The organism is Bacillus sp. BD48, from assembly GCF_046566805.1.
Classification (GTDB): domain Bacteria; phylum Bacillota; class Bacilli; order Bacillales; family Bacillaceae; genus Bacillus; species Bacillus safensis.
Map to the genome: position 1 here is coordinate 342,075 of NZ_JANGFM010000001.1, position 17,365 is coordinate 359,439.

Annotated in this window: 17 protein-coding genes and 1 riboswitch; of the genes, 1 reads left to right on the forward strand and 16 read right to left on the reverse strand. The window is 43.9% G+C overall.

All coding sequences use genetic code 11. The features are described from left to right. Positions 1-10: 10 nt before the first annotated feature. The 7 genes from priA to ACLGGR_RS01755 form a co-directional block, all read right to left on the reverse strand. Positions 11-2,419, reverse strand: coding sequence for a primosomal protein N' (gene priA, locus ACLGGR_RS01725; protein WP_410972386.1), 2,409 nt, complete (start codon positions 2,417-2,419; stop codon positions 11-13). Continuing rightward, positions 2,416-3,633: a bifunctional phosphopantothenoylcysteine decarboxylase/phosphopantothenate--cysteine ligase CoaBC gene (coaBC, locus tag ACLGGR_RS01730; protein ID WP_410972387.1), complete on the reverse strand. Its 1,218-nt coding sequence runs from the start codon at positions 3,631-3,633 to the stop codon at positions 2,416-2,418. The genes priA and coaBC overlap by 4 nt, the downstream gene beginning before the upstream one ends. 117 nt (positions 3,634-3,750) lie before the next feature. Continuing rightward, positions 3,751-3,954: a DNA-directed RNA polymerase subunit omega gene (rpoZ, locus tag ACLGGR_RS01735; RefSeq protein ID WP_003211647.1), complete on the reverse strand. Its 204-nt coding sequence runs from the start codon at positions 3,952-3,954 to the stop codon at positions 3,751-3,753. A 3-nt stretch (positions 3,955-3,957) separates the two neighbouring features. Next, on the reverse strand, positions 3,958-4,572 hold the full coding sequence (gene gmk / locus ACLGGR_RS01740; RefSeq protein ID WP_024424214.1) for a guanylate kinase: 615 nt from the start codon (positions 4,570-4,572) through the stop codon (positions 3,958-3,960). 9 nt (positions 4,573-4,581) lie between these two features. Further along, positions 4,582-4,851, reverse strand: coding sequence for an extracellular matrix/biofilm regulator RemA (gene remA / locus ACLGGR_RS01745; protein ID WP_008344898.1), 270 nt, complete (start codon positions 4,849-4,851; stop codon positions 4,582-4,584). A gap of 76 nt (positions 4,852-4,927) precedes the next feature. Further along, on the reverse strand, positions 4,928-5,803 hold the full coding sequence (locus ACLGGR_RS01750) for a YicC/YloC family endoribonuclease (RefSeq protein ID WP_252058018.1): 876 nt from the start codon (positions 5,801-5,803) through the stop codon (positions 4,928-4,930). 83 nt (positions 5,804-5,886) lie between these two features. Beyond that, positions 5,887-8,562, reverse strand: a complete 2,676-nt coding sequence (locus tag ACLGGR_RS01755) for a calcium-translocating P-type ATPase, SERCA-type (protein WP_410972388.1) — start codon at positions 8,560-8,562, stop codon at positions 5,887-5,889. A 165-nt stretch (positions 8,563-8,727) separates the two neighbouring features. Here ACLGGR_RS01755 and ACLGGR_RS01760 point away from each other — a divergent pair, with 165 nt between their 5' ends. Next, positions 8,728-10,437, forward strand: a complete 1,710-nt coding sequence (locus ACLGGR_RS01760) for an Rqc2 family fibronectin-binding protein (RefSeq protein ID WP_410972389.1) — start codon at positions 8,728-8,730, stop codon at positions 10,435-10,437. A 39-nt stretch (positions 10,438-10,476) separates the two neighbouring features. Here the strand turns inward: ACLGGR_RS01760 and ACLGGR_RS01765 are convergent, their stop codons facing one another. The 9 genes from ACLGGR_RS01765 to pyrE form a co-directional block, all read right to left on the reverse strand. Next, positions 10,477-10,980, reverse strand: coding sequence for a precorrin-2 dehydrogenase/sirohydrochlorin ferrochelatase family protein (locus tag ACLGGR_RS01765; RefSeq protein ID WP_410972390.1), 504 nt, complete (start codon positions 10,978-10,980; stop codon positions 10,477-10,479). Beyond that, positions 10,961-11,746, reverse strand: coding sequence for a sirohydrochlorin chelatase (locus tag ACLGGR_RS01770; protein ID WP_410972391.1), 786 nt, complete (start codon positions 11,744-11,746; stop codon positions 10,961-10,963). The genes ACLGGR_RS01765 and ACLGGR_RS01770 overlap by 20 nt, the downstream gene beginning before the upstream one ends. A 74-nt stretch (positions 11,747-11,820) precedes the next feature. After that, positions 11,821-12,576, reverse strand: a complete 756-nt coding sequence (cobA, locus tag ACLGGR_RS01775; protein WP_142944755.1) for a uroporphyrinogen-III C-methyltransferase — start codon at positions 12,574-12,576, stop codon at positions 11,821-11,823. Positions 12,577-12,605: 29 nt separating this feature from the next. After that, complete coding sequence (cysC, locus tag ACLGGR_RS01780) at positions 12,606-13,199, reverse strand: adenylyl-sulfate kinase (protein ID WP_044330722.1); 594 nt, start codon at positions 13,197-13,199, stop codon at positions 12,606-12,608. 14 nt (positions 13,200-13,213) lie between these two features. Continuing rightward, positions 13,214-14,350: a sulfate adenylyltransferase gene (sat, locus tag ACLGGR_RS01785; protein WP_410972392.1), complete on the reverse strand. Its 1,137-nt coding sequence runs from the start codon at positions 14,348-14,350 to the stop codon at positions 13,214-13,216. 57 nt (positions 14,351-14,407) lie between these two features. Then, positions 14,408-15,472 carry a sulfate permease gene (gene cysP, locus ACLGGR_RS01790; protein WP_142944753.1) on the reverse strand — a complete coding sequence of 355 codons (1,065 nt, stop codon included), beginning with the start codon at positions 15,470-15,472 and terminating at the stop codon, positions 14,408-14,410. 13 nt (positions 15,473-15,485) lie between these two features. Then, the gene (locus ACLGGR_RS01795; protein ID WP_251215485.1) at positions 15,486-16,187 is read right to left on the reverse strand and encodes a phosphoadenylyl-sulfate reductase; all 702 of its coding nucleotides are present in this window, start codon (positions 16,185-16,187) and stop codon (positions 15,486-15,488) included. Positions 16,188-16,232: 45 nt separating this feature from the next. Further along, complete coding sequence (locus ACLGGR_RS01800) at positions 16,233-16,337, reverse strand: DUF2292 domain-containing protein (RefSeq protein WP_369810469.1); 105 nt, start codon at positions 16,335-16,337, stop codon at positions 16,233-16,235. A gap of 116 nt (positions 16,338-16,453) precedes the next feature. Further along, positions 16,454-16,556: riboswitch (SAM riboswitch) on the reverse strand. Positions 16,557-16,724: 168 nt separating this feature from the next. Next, entirely contained in the window at positions 16,725-17,363 is a 639-nt protein-coding gene (pyrE, locus tag ACLGGR_RS01805) for an orotate phosphoribosyltransferase (protein ID WP_024424225.1), read from the reverse strand. Positions 17,364-17,365: the final 2 nt, after the last annotated feature.

A 17,365-nucleotide genomic window follows, 5' to 3' on the forward strand; every position in this document is an offset into this window, starting at 1 on the left:
GCCCTCCGTTTTACATCATCATATATGGATTCATATCTATTGAAATCATCAATTGTTTTTGTTCCATTTCCTTCTGATAATGGTCTTGTATTTTCCGTAGTAAACTTGCCAGTTCATTTTCCCTTTTGTATTTTATCACGCATTGATAGCGATATCTATCTTTGATCTTAGCGATTGGCGATGCAGCCGGACCAAGGATTCGAGTATTCGGTGCACAGTTCGTTTTTAGGAACTGGACAATTTGATCAGTGACATGTGCCGCCTTCGTCACTTCTTCGTGTGACACTGTCACCATCGCCAAAAAGTAGTACGGCGGATAGGACTGGTGCCGGCGATGCAGCATCTCCTGTTCATAAAAGGCTTCGTAGTCATGCTGCTTCGTTAATTCAATACTATAGTGAGAAGGCGTATACGATTGAATAATAACCGATCCCGCTTTTTCATGGCGCCCTGCCCTGCCGCTGACCTGCGTGAGAAGCTGAAATGTTTTTTCACTTGAACGGAAATCAGGGATGTGAAGGGATGTATCCGCACTGAGAACACCAACAAGTGTGACATCTGGGAAATCCAGCCCCTTTGCAATCATCTGCGTCCCGAGCAAAATGTCTGCTTCTTTATTGCCAAAAGACGTAAGAAGCTTTTCGTGAGCACCTTTACGAGACGTTGTATCCACATCCATTCGGATCACACGCGCCTCAGGCAATACCTTAGTCAGTTCTTCTTCTACTCGCTGCGTGCCAGTTCCAAAGTAGCGTATATGCTCACTGTGGCATTCTGGGCATTCAGCAGGTACTGGTGCTTCGTGTCCACAATAATGACACTTCAGCCGTTTTTGATAGCGGTGATAGGTGAGAGAAATTTCACAATGAGGACATTGCTCCACATATCCGCAATCACGGCACATCACAAAGGATGAATAGCCTCTTTTGTTTAGAAATAAAACGGCTTGTTCTTTTCTATCAAGCACTTCTTTTAACCTGAGCATTAATTCTTCTGAAAACATGGAGCGGTTGCCATTTCTTAGTTCTTCTCTCATATCAATTAACGAAACGTGCGGCATCTGCTGCTGGTTGACGCGGTGCTTGAGCGGCAGCAATGTATAGACGCCTTTTTTCGCACGTGCATAGGTTTCAAGAGAAGGTGTTGCACTGCCTAATACGACTGGACATTGATGCCGCCTTGCTCGTTCAATGGCGACATCCTTGGCATGGTAACGAGGCATTTCTTCTTGTTTATAAGAGGATTCGTGCTCTTCATCTATAATAATCATGCCTAAATTTTCAAATGGAGCGAAAACAGCAGACCTTGCGCCAACAACAAGCTTGACTTCCTTGCGGTGGATTTTCCGCCATTCATCATATTTTTCTCCTGTTGATAAGCCGCTGTGAAGAACGGCCACATTTGAGCCAAATCGTTCTTTAAATCGCTGCACCATTTGAGGGGTTAACGAGATTTCAGGAACTAAAACGATCGCTTCTTTTCCTTTTTGAAGAACATGATCAATTGTCTGCAAGTAAATCTCTGTTTTGCCGCTTCCTGTCACCCCGTGAAGCAGAAAGGTTTCGTGCTGGTCCTCACTGACTGCTTGATGTATATGTTTTGCCGCCTCTCTTTGCTCAGGCGTGAGATCAAGTGAAGCAGATGGTGTAAACTCCCGGTCACGATAAGGATCCCGATAGACCTCTTCATAGCTTTCTGTTAACAGCCCTTCTTGAATAAAGGTTTTAAGCGTTTGAGAACTCGCGCCTGTTTGCTGCTGCAAGTCTTTTGCTAAAAAGGCTGTCTCTCCCGCTTGAAGCAAATAGGAGATCAGTGCCTTTTGTTTCACCGCATTTTTCTTTAGCTGCTGCTGTTTTTCTTCAAGTTTTTCTTTCGATACAGCCACCTGAAGCATGCGGACCTTTTTCTTTCCAGATTTTTGCGAGACATGGTATCTCACCTCTAGATGACCTTTTTGGACATGCTTTTGAATCTGTTTTAATTGTTCAGCAGGGATGTCAGCATAAAGAATGCTTTCTCGCTGACCGAAAAGCTCTTTCAATGACTGCGGAAGTTCTTCCTCTGATAGCACCTGTATTTCTTTTTCATACTTTGCCTTCATGGCTGCGGGCAGCATCGATTGAAGTGCCGTAATATGATAGGACAATGTTTTTTCCGTCAGCCAGTGGGAAAGCTCCAATAGCTCATCTGTCAGAACAGGTGATAAATCAAATAAATCGACTATCTCTTTGATGCTTCCTGTCTTGATGTCTGTTTCATCTTTGACTTTTGTCACAAACCCTTGAATCTTCCGCGGGCCAAAGGGAACGACCACCCTCATTCCCGCTTTGACGAGATCTTTGAATCGATCTGGCACACGGTAATCAAATGGCCGGTCAATGGCTTTCGTTGTGACATCTACGATGACTTCAGCAATCATGCTCGATCACGCTCTTTTGGAAGCAGCAGTATTGCCTCCTTTAAAATTTCAAAAGCGAGGTCTTTTTTGCTCATCATCGGCAGCTCTTTTTTCGTTCCATCTGCTTTGATGATCGCTGCCACATTTGTATCTGTGCCAAAACCTGCACCTTCTTTAGTGACGCTATTAGCCACAATCATATCTAAATGCTTGGATTCAATTTTCTTTTTCGCATAATATTCTACATCCTGCGTTTCAGCAGCAAAACCGACCAGCACTTGATGCTCTTTTCTTTTTCCCAGCTCTTTTAAAATATCTTTTGTCCGGGTGAATTCAATATCTAGAGCGCCGTCCTGTTTTTTCATTTTATGAGCATATGTTGTGACAGGGGTGTAATCGGCGACAGCTGCTGATTTTATAACAAGGTCAGCTTCCCCGTATACATCCAGCGCAGCTTGATACATCTCTTCAGCTGATTCAACGTGCACTACATGTACATGATCAGGTGCCGTTAAAGAAACAGGTCCAGAAATCAGCGTAACATCAGCCCCCATTTGCTGAGCAGCCTCTGCAATCGCATAGCCCATTTTTCCACTAGAACGGTTTGAAAAGAACCGGACAGGATCGATCACTTCACGTGTAGGACCTGCTGTCACCACGACTTTTTTACCTGAGAGCGGCAAACTTTTTGGTTCTTCAAAAAAAGCACGAATGTGTTCAACAATTTTTTCTGGTTCCTCTAATCGCCCTTTTCCAATGTATCCGCAGGCTAAATAACCTTCACTCGGTTCAATAAAGCGGTAGCCGTCTTCATATAATGTGCGAATGTTCCGTTTCACAGCCGGGTGATCGTACATATGCACATTCATCGCTGGTGCGACCCATACAGGCGCTGTAGAAGCAAGCAAAGTCGTTGTGAGCATATCATCTGCAAGTCCAGCGGCCATTTTACCAATCGTATGTGCTGTTGCAGGGGCAACAAGAATGAGATCGGCCCAGTCAGCTACGTCTATATGTGCAATGACTTTTGGATTGTTTTCTTTGAATGTATCCACATATACCTCATGCCGAGACAGTGCTTGGAAGGTAAGCGGAGACACAAACTCACGAGCAGATTCCGTCATAATCACTCTTACATTTGCGCCTGCTTGTACGAGTTTACTAGTAAGTGCTGCTGCTTTATATACGGCGATTCCACCGCTGACACCGAGCAAAATATTTTTTGACTGTAACATTTGTTTGTCCCCCTTAACGGCCTTTTTCACAAATTCGTCTACAATTCAAAAAAGTCAAAACCAATCATAGTTTTGACTTTTTTGAACGTATCGTATCTGCATAGCAGAAGCGATGTGTTATTCTTGATCCTCTTTTTCAAATGTCAAAAGACCAGCGTCGATTTCTTCTAGTGCTTTGCCTACGAATTTGTAAGACTTTGTGTTTTCAATCTGCTGATCTTGGTGGATCTGCATTTCACGCGCACGGCGTGCAGACACTGTTACAAGTGTATATTTTGAATCAAGTTTGTTCATCAATGAGTCAATTGAAGGATCTAACATGGTTTATTCTACCCCCAGCATTTTTTTATATCTTGGTGCGACTCTGTCTCTGCGCAGGTGTTCTGCAAGGACAATCGCTTTGATTCTTTCACAAGCAAGCTCGACATCATCGTTTTCAACGACATAGTCATAAGCATCCATCATTTCAATTTCTTCTTTCGCAGCGGCCATTCGGTTTCGAATGAGCTCCTCAGATTCTGTACCGCGAGTAATGATGCGGTTTTGAAGTTCTGAAAGACTAGGCGGTGCAAGGAAAATAAAAAGACCTTCTGGGAATGCTTCTCTTACTTGAAGTGCGCCTTGCACTTCAATTTCAAGGAAAACATCTTTTCCTTCGCTTAATGTCTGTTCTACATAGTCAACAGGCGTGCCGTAGTAATTCCCGACGTACTCTGCCCATTCTAACAGTTTTTTGTTTTCAATCATATGTTCAAATTCTTCCCTGGTTTTAAAGAAATAATCGACACCATTTCTTTCACCTTCACGCGGTTTGCGCGTCGTCACAGAAATAGAGTATTCAAATTTCGTATCTTCCTGGGAGAAAATGGCTTGTCTGACCGTTCCTTTTCCAACTCCCGAAGGTCCAGAGAGAACGATTAAAAGTCCTCTTTCTTTCATAATGGCGTATTACCCCTGCCCTTCATCTATGATTTCTTCTTTTACAGAAAGTCTTTGCGCGACAGTCTCAGGCTGAACGGCAGATAAGATGACATGGTCACTGTCCATAATGACAACAGCACGGGTTCTTCTTCCGTATGTAGCATCTATGAGCATGCCTCGATCTCTTGCGTCTTGTATCATTCGTTTAATCGGTGCTGATTCCGGACTGACGATCGAAATCATCCGATTCGCTGAAATGATGTTTCCAAATCCGATATTGATCAACTTTATGGTCATCTTCTTTCGTCCCCCTGTAATATAAACGTCTCTAGTCTCGCCGAAAGAGACGCACTGTAAACAGCATACACAATGACTATTCTATATTTTGCACTTGTTCTTTTATTTTTTCAATAGCACTTTTCATTTCAACCACCAGCTTTGTTAAATGGTGATGGTTCGCTTTTGATCCAATGGTATTCACTTCACGGTTGAGCTCCTGTACAAGGAAGTCAAGTTTTCGTCCGGCAGCACCGCCTTGCAGCAAGATTTGCTGGAACTGCTGAAAATGACTTTTTAATCTCGTAATCTCTTCTGTAATGTCACACCGGTCAGCAAAGATGGCAGCCTCAGTTGTCAGTCTGCTTTCGTCAAGCGCTTCTCCGATCCATTCTTGCAATCGCTGGTTTAATCGTTCTTTGTACTGACTTACAACCTCTGGTGCAAAAACTTTGATTTCTTCTGTATAGGCCTCTAATTCAGAAAGCCTCAGTTCACAGTCTTTTTGAAGTGATGCTCCCTCTTGCTCTCTCATGAAGCAAAGCTCCTTGACAGCAGCCTCGCAAGCTTCCATCAGCAGCTGCTCTAACTGTTCATTTCGGCTGGATGACTCTTCCACCTGAACGGCAAGCTCCAGCCCGAGTAAGTCATGTGCATGCTGAATGCCTGAAATGTGATAGCGTTCTTCGAGGTCTTTTGCGGCTTTCATGTATTCATCAAGCAGCGGCCAGTCGATCTGTAAGGACCGGCTTGCTAGTTTACCGCCTTCAATCGTAACAAACAGCTCAATTCGACCGCGCTGCACGTGACGAAGAATGATCTTTTTTAATGTATCTTCGAAATATAAAAGCGGCCTCGGCAAACGGGCATGAACCTCTTTAAAACGGTGATTGACCGATTTTAGCTCAACTGACACTGTCAGCTCGCCATCCGTTTTACTCGCTTGGCCGAATCCCGTCATACTGCGTATCATGTCAAAACACCCAATTCTTTCATATTAATAAAATGAAAAAGGTAATAGCAGACACTATTACCTCAAAATTATACCATAATCAATTATTTTTTTCTTGTCAAAAGTGATCCTGCCAGTAAAAAAGTTGGCAGTGCAGACATCCCAATGATCAGCAGCCAATCAATTGGTGCAATCGCGACCGTTTTGAAAATTGGCTGAAGCGGTGGGTAATAAATGACCACAAACATGAGTAAAAGTGATGACAAAACCGCACCGATCAAATAAAGGTTTCCAAATGGATTACGTTCAAAAATGGACCGTTCACTGCGGCAGTCAAATACATGAATGAGCTGCGCCAAAACAAGCGTACTAAATGCGACAGTCTGTGCATATTGCAGATTGTTTGGATCGCGGTGATACACAAATATAAATGCCAAAAGGGTCGCAAGCCCAATAAGAAATCCTCTTGAGATGACCTTCCAGCCAAGCCCTCTTGCAAAAATGCCCTCTTTCATATTCCGCGGCTTTCTCTTCATGACATCGCCTTCTGGCTTATCCATGCCAAGTGCCATAGCCGGGAGACCATCTGTGACAAGGTTTACCCATAAGATTTGTATAGGAACGAGCGGCAGCGGCAGCGCGAGGAGCATCGCAAACAGCATGACCAAAATTTCCCCGACATTTGATGCCAGCAAATAGCGGACAAACTTACGAATGTTTTCATAAATATTCCGGCCTTCTTTAATGGCGGATTTAATGGTCGCAAAGTTGTCATCAAGTAAAATAAGAGAAGATGCTTCTTTGGCTACGTCGGTTCCAGTGATGCCCATGGAGATGCCGATATCTGCTTGTTTAATGGCAGGCGCATCATTGACCCCGTCACCTGTCATCGCCACAACATGACCATTTTTTTGATAGGCTCTGACAATTCTCAGTTTATGCTCAGGGGAAACCCGGGCAAAGACGTATACATTTTCAGCCGTTTGCTCAAGTTCTTTGTCGCTCATCTGATCAAGTGCCTTCCCGTCAAGCACCTGTCCTTGCTTCGGTAAAAGGCTTAAGTCTTTGGCGATCGCTTTGGCCGTTTCCACGTGGTCCCCTGTAATCATGACCGTTTTAATGCCGGCATCCCGGCACTCTTTAATCGCTCGTCTGACTTCAGGACGCGGTGGATCGATCATGCCCTCTAACCCGATCAATGTTAAATCGGTTTCAGCCTGCTGTACAGAGGTGATTTTGTCTGTCAGACCGACTTTTTTATAGGCAATGGCAATGGTTCTAAGCGCCTGTCTTGCTAAGCCTTGAATTGCAGCTTCTGTTTCTTGCCTGTGAGTGGCTGAAAAAGAAGCTGTGCGCCCGCCGTGCATGATATGACTTGAACGGTTCATTAGTACATCCGGCGCACCTTTTGCAATGACATACCGCTCTTTTTGATTCGTTTCAACGACGACTGACATCATCTTTCTTTCTGAGTCAAAAGGAAACTCCTCAATGACATGAAATCCAGCTTCGATGAATTGCTCTGTAAAACCCGCTTTACGTGCTGCGGTGAGAAGCGCCCCCTCTGTCGGATCTCCATCAAGCCTCATCTCCCCGTCTTTTTCAACGATGGTCGATGTATTACAAAGCGCCCCGTATAATAACACCTTTTGCAAGCTTGGGTGCTTGTCGACATGGACGATTTCTCCGTTTAAGGTAAAGTCACCGGTTGGCTCGTAGCCTGTGCCAGAAATATTCCACGTTTTTCCCTCTGCCCATACATGGGTCACGGTCATTTTATTTTGCGTCATGGTTCCAGTTTTATCTGAGCAAATGATTGACGCGCAGCCGAGTGTTTCCACCGCCGGGAGCTTTCTGACAATCGATTTTTGTTTGATCATCCGCTGCACCCCTAGGGAAAGTGCGACAGTGACAATCGCCGGCAGTCCTTCTGGAATCGCCGCAACAGCAAGAGATACTCCCGCTAGGAACATATGATACAATTCATGTCCTTGCACAACACCGAGAACAACAACGAGCACCGTTAAAAATAAAGCAGCCACAATCAGAATTTTCCCAAGCTGCTCGAGACGTCTTTGCAGCGGTGTTTCCATATTACCTGCTGCATCCAGCATGCCGGCAATTTGTCCCATCGCCGTATTCATCCCTGTACCAATGACAACCCCTACGCCGCTGCCTCTAGTGACAAGCGTCCCCATAAAGGCCATGTTCGTCAAATCTCCAAGCGAGACATGGCTGCTTGAAATCGGACTTGCGTGTTTGACCGCTGGGATGGACTCACCAGTGAGAGCGGACTCCTCGATTTCTAAGCTCTTTGTTTCTAGTAATCTAATATCTGCCCCAATCCGGTCTCCGCTTGAAAATTTCACAATATCCCCTGGCACGAGATGTTTAGACGGGATCTTGACCCATTCATTATTTCTCCTTGCATACACGTGCGGAGTTGATAATTCTTTTAACGCTTGAAGGGATTTCTCCGCCCGGCGTTCTTGATAAAAACCGAGTACACCATTAATTAAAACAATGGCTACAATCGCAACAGCATCAATGTATTCTCCTAAAAAGGCAGAAATAATTGTTGCTGCAAGCAAGATTAACACCATGAAATCTTTAAACTGTGCTAAAAAAATAATCAGAGCCGACGCCTTTTTTCCTTCCTGCAATTCATTATGCCCGTGTTTTTCAAGCCGCTTTTGTACATCTTTTTCTGACAGTCCGTCACCTATCGATGTATTCATTGTTTTTAATAAATCGGTTTGGTTCAGTTCATGCCAATTCATTTGACCTCGTCCACTCCTCTTTTGTTCTCTCTCTTATGCAGTGTTCTATAAGCCAGTTTATTCAGACTCGTCCTAAATCATGCTATAATAATAAGACTGCCTAAAGAACGAGAAAACGGAAGGTTCTTTCAGTAGATTTGTGTGAAAGAAGAGGGTGTATCCAACATGTCATTTGACGGCATTTTTACATATGGTATGACAAATGAATTGCAAGAGACATTAACTGGCGGGAGGATTTCAAAAATCCATCAGCCATATAAACACGAGCTGATTTTTCATATTCGTTCAAACGGAAAAAATCATAAGCTCCTTTTATCGGCTCATCCGAGCTATGCGAGAGTGCAGCTCACAGAGCATCAATACGACAATCCAAGCGAGCCGCCAATGTTTTGTATGCTCCTCAGAAAGCATCTTGAGGGCGGCTTCATAGAACGTTTTGAACAGATTGGATTTGACCGAGTCATCGTGCTTCACGTGCGAAGCCGAAACGAAATCGGCGATGAGCAGACGCGTAAGCTTTACATTGAAATCATGGGACGTCATAGTAATTTGATTCTTGTAGAGGATGGAACGCAGCAGATCATTGATGGTTTAAAACACCTTTCTCCATCAGTTAACAGCTATCGAACGGTGCTACCTGGTCAAGAATACCTACTGCCGCCTGCGCAGCAAAAATTGAATCCTTTTGAAGTGACAAAGGATGATATTTTGAAGCATTTACGCTTTCAAGAAGGAAAGATCGCGAATCAAATTGTCGATACCTTCTCTGGGGTATCCCCGCTGTTTGCAAAGGAAGCAGTACACCGGGCCGGCCTTGCCAATCAAGAAACGATTCCAAATACACTGCTCGACATGTTCCAGCTCATACGCATGCATTCTTTTACGCCGCAGCTCACAAGAAAAGACGGGAAAGAGTATTTTTATTTATTAGAGCTTCAGCATGTCCATGGCGAGATGAAGACATTCGACTCACTCAGCCAGCTGCTTGACCGTTTTTATTTTGGAAAAGCTGAGAGAGACAGAGTCAAACAGCAGGCGGCAGACCTTGAACGGTTTGTTGTAAATGAAAAAAAGAAAAATGAAAACAAGCTGAAAAAGCTAAAAAGAACCCTTGAAGAATCTCAAGATGCACACAAATATCAGCTCTATGGTGAGCTGTTAACAGCCAATTTATATGCGATTAAAAAAGGGGATAAAGAAGCGACTGTCATCAATTATTACGATGAAGACGGCGGAGAAATCACGATCCCGCTCAAAACAAACAAAACCCCTTCTGAAAATGCACAGGCATATTTTACAAGATATCAAAAGGCAAAAAATGCTGTAGAAGCTGTAAATGAACAAATTAAGCGGACACATGAAGAGATTGCTTATTTTGAAGAACTGATTCAGCAGCTGTCCTCTGCTTCACCGAAGGATTTAGAGGAAATGAGAGAAGAGCTTGTTGAAGGAAAATATTTGCGCGCCAGACAAAAACGTCACGCCAAAAAGAAAAAACCGGCGGCCATTCAGCTCGAAACGTATGAGTCGTCCCAAGGCATTCCAATTTTAGTCGGAAAAAACAACAAACAAAACGAGTATTTGACTACAAAGGCAGCTGCTCGTGATGACATTTGGCTGCATACAAAGGATATTCCTGGGTCACATGTCGTCATCCGTCACCAAGCACCTGATGAACAAACGCTGCTTGAAGCGGCTCAAATTGCCGCCTACTTCTCGAAGGCAAAAGAGTCCGGCTCCGTTCCTGTCGACTATACAAAAATCCGGCATGTGAAAAAACCAAACGGAGCAAAGCCTGGCTTTGTTACGTATGATCAGCAGCAAACATTATTTGTCACGCCTGACGAAGATCTTGTGCTCAAGCTGAGAAAATAAATAAAAAAAGCCGATAAAATCGAGGGTCAGTCCCCGATTTTATCGGCTTTTTCTTTGTCGTTTTTTTCTTTCGATGTAAAGGGCATCAAGTGCGTCAATATCCTCTTCTTGAAGCAAGGATTCAATTGCCGCAGCCAGCTGCTTTGTCCGGGCGGGGCTTGCACCGCTTGTAGAGACTGAAATCGTCACTTTTCCTGCTTTGACAACCTTCGGCACAATGACATTGCCGAGCTCTGATTGGCTCACACAATTCACGAGCTGGTGAGGCTGTGCTGTTTGTGCAATCCATTCATTTACCGAAGGGTCGTTTGTAGCAGCTACAATGAAAAATGCATCATTCAAATCTTCAGCGTCTACCTTCTTTTCCTTCCAATTGAGCGCATATGTATCAATGAAGCGTGCCATCTCTTCAGAAATATTAGGACTCACAATGGTTATATGGCAAGACTCCGTACACAGCGCCTTCGCTCTTCTTAACGCGACAGATCCGCCGCCGGCGATGACCACTTGTTTATTGGTTAAATCAAGATGGACTGGAAGCATGGCTTTCTCCTCGGAAACGAAACACATCGTCTTTATTTAACATGGTTTCTTGCACGCGTTCAATATAAGCCGCTTTGACATGCGGATGAAAGCCAATATACCGGCATACCCGGACATCTTTCAGCCGCTTTCTCGCCTGAGCGGCTTCACTTTCAATTTCTTTCATTAAAATCCCCGTAAACAGCAAGTAAGGAACGATATAGACAGGCCCATCGTCATCTGCTGATAACTGCGCGAGAACATCTCGATAATTTGGCTCACATGCTGTAATAAAACACGGAAGAACCTCTGCATGAGGAAGCAGGCTTCGGACATCGTCTGCAATGCCAAACACATCTCGCTTCACATCCGGATCAGAGCTCCCGCGGCCAATTAAAAGAATCCGCGCGCGCTCTCCTTGATATCCTGCTTCTTCAATTCTTGCGGCAACCGCTTTTGTTACTTCTTGATTCACGCCGATTGGCTTACCATATGTGACCTTCACTTGCGGGAAACGCGCGTGCACTTTCTCAATTTCGATCGGGATATCCGATTTGGCATGCATGGCAGTTAAAAGGAGGAGCGGGACGATGGCAATGTGTGTCGCTCCTTTGTTCACACAGGCCTCAAACCCTTCTTCTATAGAAGGGTCCGTCAGCTCTAAAAAACAAATTTCTTGTATATCTGCTTTCACTAACGGCATACAGCTTTTCATAAAAGAAATGGCCTTATCTTGTGCTTCTTTCACCCTGCTTCCATGCCCAACATAAAGTACAGCTTGTTTCATGCGGCTCCTCCCTTTCACTTGTTTTCATCAGACGAAAAGACACGATGTATGTACGTGTCTTTTCTCTATCATTCTTAATTCTCAATTAATGCGGGTTCAAACCAGTTCAGCTTTTGATGAAAATGAACGACATCTCCAACAACAATTAAACTTGGATGCTCGATCCCTTCTTTTTCAACGGTTTCAGACAGTGTCGCCACAGTACAGCAAGTTGTCTTTTGCCTCGTTGTGGTTCCCCAGTGTATAAATGCAGCGGGTGTTTCAGGGTCCCGTCCATTTTTCAAAAGCAGGCGCTGCACTCTCTCCACGTTTTTGACACCCATATAAATCACAAGAGTATCAATTCCTGTAGCCAGCGCCTCCCACTTTTCTTCAAAATGTTCATCCTTTTGATAATGACCTGTGACAAAAGCCACATTTGAGCTGAATTCACGATGCGTCACAGGGATGCCCGCATAAGCAGCCGCTGCAATACCAGAAGTAATTCCCGGGACGACCTCATACGGAATTCCGTGCTCAGCTAAGCATTCGATTTCTTCACCGCCACGGCCAAAGACAAAGGGGTCGCCGCCTTTCAGCCGAACGACAACGTTCCCTTCCTTTGCATGAGCCACAAGCGCTTCATTGATGGCTTCCTGTCTCATTGTATGATGATTTGGTAGCTTGCCGCAATAAATCAATTCCGCCTCCGGTTTGGCGTGGGCGAGAATATCTTGATTGACAAGACGATCATATAAGATGACATCTGCCTGCTGAATAGCCTTATGGGCCTTTAATGTAATTAAATCTGGGTCCCCGGGTCCAGCACCCACAATGTATACTTTCCCCATCTTGCTTTTCTCCCCCTGCCATCAGGCGATTATTTCGTTGTTCCTTTTACATAATCAACAAGACGCTGTTTGGATTCCTCACGGGATAATTCCCCTGTATCTAATACGAGCTCAGGCGCAGCAGGCTCTTCATACGGTGAATCAATTCCAGTGAAAAATGGAATTTCACCATTTCTGGCCTTTTTATATAACCCTTTCGGATCACGCTCTTCACACACGTTCAAATCACATTTGACAAACACTTCGTGAAATTCTCCATCTTCGACTAACTGTCTCACAATGTGGCGGTCTTCTTGAAATGGAGAAATAAAAGCAGTGATGACAATCGTTCCTTGCTCCACAAATAATTTCGCCACTTCTCCGATTCGGCGGATGTTCTCTTTTCTGTCATCATCTGAAAACCCTAAATCTTTATTGAGTCCGTGCCGCACGTTATCACCATCAAGAACTGTGACTTGGTAGCCTTGTTCAAACAGCTCTCTAGCGGCTGCATTTGCGATCGTTGATTTACCTGACCCGCTTAGACCTGTAAGCCAGATAATGCCGCTCGTATGATTGTTTTTCTGTTGATATTCTTTTTTTGTAATAGATGAATCATGCCACACGATATGTTCGTTGCTCATGTCATACCCTCCCATTAAGATACTGTCGTTTTTAATCCTTCGATTAATGTTTCAATGACTTCTTTTCGGCTGAACGTGCTTGGTGGTAATTCACCGTTTCTCAGCATCGTTCGAACCTTTGTACCTGAAAGAATGACATGCTCGCTTTTATCGTGAGGACACGTTTTTGGTGTGGCCATCGCTTCGCATGTATTACAGTAGAAGCTGTGTTCAAATTTTAATGGGGTAATGCCGATTTCTTCGCTTGTAAATTGATCAAAGAGTTCCTGCGCCTCGTATGTGCCGTAATAGTCACCAACACCTGCATGATCTCTTCCGACAATAAAATGGGTGCAGCCATAATTTTTACGCACTAGCGCATGAAAAATGGCTTCCTTTGGTCCAGCATAACGCATTGCAGCAGGAAAAACACCTAAAAAGACGCGGTCTTTTGGATAATAACCGTTCAATAACACTTGATAGCTTTTCATTCTCACATCTGCCGGGATATCGTCAGATTTTGTTTCACCGACAAGTGGATTTAAAAATAAACCATCGACTGTTTCCAGTGCCGTTTTTTGAATATATTCATGAGCACGATGAACAGGGTTTCTCGTTTGGAAACCAACAATAGTTTTCCAGCCGTTTTCTTTAAAATGACGTCTTGTTTCTTCTGGCTCATACGTAAATTGAGGGAATGGTTTTTCACTGCGTTTCGACAGTGTAATTTTCCCGCCAATGTAAGAATCGCCGCGTTCAAATAATTTTTTCACGCCTGGATGATTGCGGTCATCAGTTTTATAGACATTCACCGCTTCTTTTTCTTTATCTGGTGTGTATTGATCCTCTACTTCAATGACCCCATATACAGTTCCATTGTAGGATAAGCGCACGATATCGCCTTGTTGGATTTCCGCTGCCTTTTCTTTTGTCACTGGCAGTGTAATAGGAAGAGACCAAACGACACCACTTGCTAGCCGCATACTGCTTACAACTGCTTCATAATCAGCTTTTGTTAAAAACCCTTCAATTGGACTATATCCGCCAATTGCAATGAGTTCAAGGTCCGCAAAGGAAATCGCATCTAGTTCAATTTCCTTCGCAGCCGTGCTGAGATCATATTCTTCATTTACTCGATTAATTAATACGCCACCATGTGGTGTTAAACTCATTTGTTCATCTTCCTCTCAATGTTCATATTTATTAGATGTTAATAGTCGGATTTGTCGTTAAATCCCGCCGCCCTGTTCATGAATAGAGTTGCTTTCATTTTTGACTGCCTTCATCAGACTCAGTGCACCAAGTGAGGCAAGCAGTACACTCATCATGATAAAGATAGAGTAATAGTCTCCTTTTAAGAAAAGGCTCACAAGCAAATACGATAGGCTGAGTGATAAGAAGGGTGACACCACCCACACTTTCAGCATTTTTTTCACAACGTGTTTGTGAAAAATATTAGGTCCGCCTTTTGCCATTCCAAGCCCGATAATAGACGAGGAGGTGATTTGCGTAAGCGGAACTGGCAGCCCAAAAATAGAACTGACGATGACAAGCCCGGCACCGGTACTCGAAAGTAAAATCCCTTCGCCCGTTTGATAACGGGTGATTTTCTTTCCGTTTGTTTCCAGTACTCTTCTACCTAGCAAGAGAGCCCCTACTGCGACGAAGATTCCGCCGTAAAGTGTTCCCTGCCCAACTGATAAAACGCCTGAGGCGACGAGCGGGCCGACCGCATTTGCCACATTGTTCATACCGGCTGAAAATGCTTCTAAAAATCCACTAAGGATTAATACGACAGATAAAATAGCTGTGCCTTTTTTAGACAGCTTTCGTTTAGGGAACATTCTGATGATTTTGACGATAGCAAAGGTAAAAAGAAAGGCGAAAAGCGGGATGATGACCCAAAATGCCACAATCACTAAAATGGATTTCACAAACAATACTTTATACGCGACTGCCACACCAACCACAGCCCCTACTGTGACCTCGCTTGTTGATAAAGGGATCGCCATCAGATTCGCTATGAAAAGTGATAGTGCAGCAGAACCAATGATAATACAAACGATTTCAAGTGTAATGACTGATTCTGGCATAATACCAGAGCTGATCGTTTTGACGACCTCACCCCCGCCAATCACTGAACCTGCTAAAATCCCAACTGCACAAACGCTGAGCGCATAAATAGGCTTTTTAATGGCACCTGATCCATACGCAATGCCCATAGAAGCAGCTGCTCCGCTTGCGCCTATGTTTAAAGCAAAGAATAGACTAAATAAAATTGCGGCGATTTCCATACATTATGCTCCCTTACTCATGTAATCCGCACTCTGTCTTTGCTGTTCCTGACCATCTGCCAGAACGCAGATCATCTGCAGTAAATGCTGGCTGTGTACACGGTGCACAACCGATACTTGGATATCCTTGGTCATGCAGCGGATTATAAGTAAGTTCCTCTCTAGATGCATATCTCCATATGTCCTTCCACGTCCAATGGATGAGCGGACATACTTTCACTGATTTGAACTTTTCATCCTTATTTAAGAAATTCGTCCCTGCTCGTTTTGGTGACTGCTCTCTTCTTAAACCGGAAAGCCATGCTGGATAACCAGAGAGGGCTTCTTGTAAAGGAATGACCTTACGCATATGGCAGCAGCTTTGAGGATTTGTTTTCCATAATTCATCACCGTGCTGCTCATTTTGCTGTTCAACCGTCAGCTCAGGCGTTTTCAGTACAATGTCTAAACCCGGGTATCTTTCCTTTACTGCATCAATTGTGTCGTATGTTTCTTTAAAATGCAGACCTGTATCTAAAAAGACAATTCTCGCATCTTTTTTTACTTTTGCAATAAGATCAATCAGTACGATGCCCTCTATCCCAAAGCTGCACGCATATACGAGCTCGTCACCATAATGACCGTACGCCCATTTCAGTACAGACAGGGCTCCTTTATACAAATCATCCTCTTGAAATGTAATGGACGGCTCTTGCCAATTTTCATAAGTTAACATGATTTCTCCCCTTCCGGAGTACCGCTCATATTGCTATTTTTCGCACTACTTCAATCTAATTTTTTCGTTTTTTTCCACTTGAATCACTTGACCGTCCTGAACAATTAACGTAATTGAACCGAATTTCATATCCCCAATCAGTTCTTGCATATGCTTTACTAAGTCCTCATCCTGATTTTGTTTCACTTCCATCTCCTCTTCCTCCTCACCGTTAAAATAAAAAAACTTTCTTTCATTCCGAAAGAAAGATGAGGAAGCTCACGATTTCCTTATCTTTCAAAATAGAATCATTTTGCAGGAAGTAGCACCTTGCGAATCGCAGGTTGCCGGGTTTCATCGGGCCAGTCCCTCCACCTCTCTGGATAAGAGTTTCAATTTGTCTTAAATATTAACACAATTCAAACAAAAGTCAACCCGACTTTATTGATAGGATTAGTTTTTATTAAAATTTGAGTCTATTTTACTATTTTTCCCCAAATAAAAAAGCCGTGCGGGCAGGCACAGCTTTTGAAATTGTTGACAATGGACTTTGACTTTTCAGACCGTTTCTTCCATCCAAGATTCAGAGGAAGGATCTTGTCTCCAGCGTTTTAGTTTGTTCATCGCAGACGGCTCAATCGCTTTCAGTTCAAGTGCCACGTCTGTCAATGTGTCATAGTCTGTTAGGGTGACATATGGAATATTTTTTTCTTGAAAAGCTGCCGCTGCTTTTGGCAGTCCATATGTGAAGATCGCGGCAACCCCTAGTACCTCGCAACCCTCAGCTTGAAGAGCAGCGACTACTTCCAGCACACTGCCTCCTGTGGAAATAAGGTCTTCGACGACGACAACCTTTTGGCCTTTCGATACGGCCCCTTCAATTTGATTTCCTTTTCCATGTGCTTTCGGCTTACTTCTGACATAACACATCGGGATATTCAAGCGGTCTGCCGCTAATGCCGCATGCGGAATGCCTGCTGTTGCAGTACCCGCGACAACCTCTGCTCCCTTAAAATGAGTGAGAATCAAATCCTTTAGACCTTCAGCAATGTCGTGTCTGACTTCTGGATATGACAATGTCAGGCGGTTATCACAATAGATCGGTGATTTTATACCGCTCGCCCATGTAAACGGTTCGTCTGGTTTTAATGAGACCGCTTTGATTTGTAATAGATGTTTCGCGATTTTTGATTTCATCT

Bases quoted from the DNA above. Each gene is read 5' to 3' on its own strand.
- priA (WP_410972386.1), bottom strand. From the start codon at position 2,419: ATGATTGCTGAAGTCATCGTAGATGTCACAACGAAAGCCATTGACCGG.
- coaBC (WP_410972387.1), bottom strand. From the start codon at position 3,633: ATGTTACAGTCAAAAAATATTTTGCTCGGTGTCAGCGGTGGAATCGCC.
- rpoZ (WP_003211647.1), bottom strand. From the start codon at position 3,954: ATGTTAGATCCTTCAATTGACTCATTGATGAACAAACTTGATTCAAAA.
- gmk (WP_024424214.1), bottom strand. From the start codon at position 4,572: ATGAAAGAAAGAGGACTTTTAATCGTTCTCTCTGGACCTTCGGGAGTT.
- remA (WP_008344898.1), bottom strand. From the start codon at position 4,851: ATGACCATAAAGTTGATCAATATCGGATTTGGAAACATCATTTCAGCG.
- ACLGGR_RS01750 (WP_252058018.1), bottom strand. From the start codon at position 5,803: ATGATACGCAGTATGACGGGATTCGGCCAAGCGAGTAAAACGGATGGC.
- ACLGGR_RS01755 (WP_410972388.1), bottom strand. From the start codon at position 8,562: ATGAATTGGCATGAACTGAACCAAACCGATTTATTAAAAACAATGAAT.
- ACLGGR_RS01760 (WP_410972389.1), top strand. From the start codon at position 8,728: ATGTCATTTGACGGCATTTTTACATATGGTATGACAAATGAATTGCAA.
- ACLGGR_RS01765 (WP_410972390.1), bottom strand. From the start codon at position 10,980: ATGCTTCCAGTCCATCTTGATTTAACCAATAAACAAGTGGTCATCGCC.
- ACLGGR_RS01770 (WP_410972391.1), bottom strand. From the start codon at position 11,746: ATGAAACAAGCTGTACTTTATGTTGGGCATGGAAGCAGGGTGAAAGAA.
- cobA (WP_142944755.1), bottom strand. From the start codon at position 12,576: ATGGGGAAAGTATACATTGTGGGTGCTGGACCCGGGGACCCAGATTTA.
- cysC (WP_044330722.1), bottom strand. From the start codon at position 13,199: ATGAGCAACGAACATATCGTGTGGCATGATTCATCTATTACAAAAAAA.
- sat (WP_410972392.1), bottom strand. From the start codon at position 14,350: ATGAGTTTAACACCACATGGTGGCGTATTAATTAATCGAGTAAATGAA.
- cysP (WP_142944753.1), bottom strand. From the start codon at position 15,472: ATGGAAATCGCCGCAATTTTATTTAGTCTATTCTTTGCTTTAAACATA.
- ACLGGR_RS01795 (WP_251215485.1), bottom strand. From the start codon at position 16,187: ATGTTAACTTATGAAAATTGGCAAGAGCCGTCCATTACATTTCAAGAG.
- ACLGGR_RS01800 (WP_369810469.1), bottom strand. From the start codon at position 16,337: ATGCAAGAACTGATTGGGGATATGAAATTCGGTTCAATTACGTTAATT.
- pyrE (WP_024424225.1), bottom strand. From the start codon at position 17,363: ATGAAATCAAAAATCGCGAAACATCTATTACAAATCAAAGCGGTCTCA.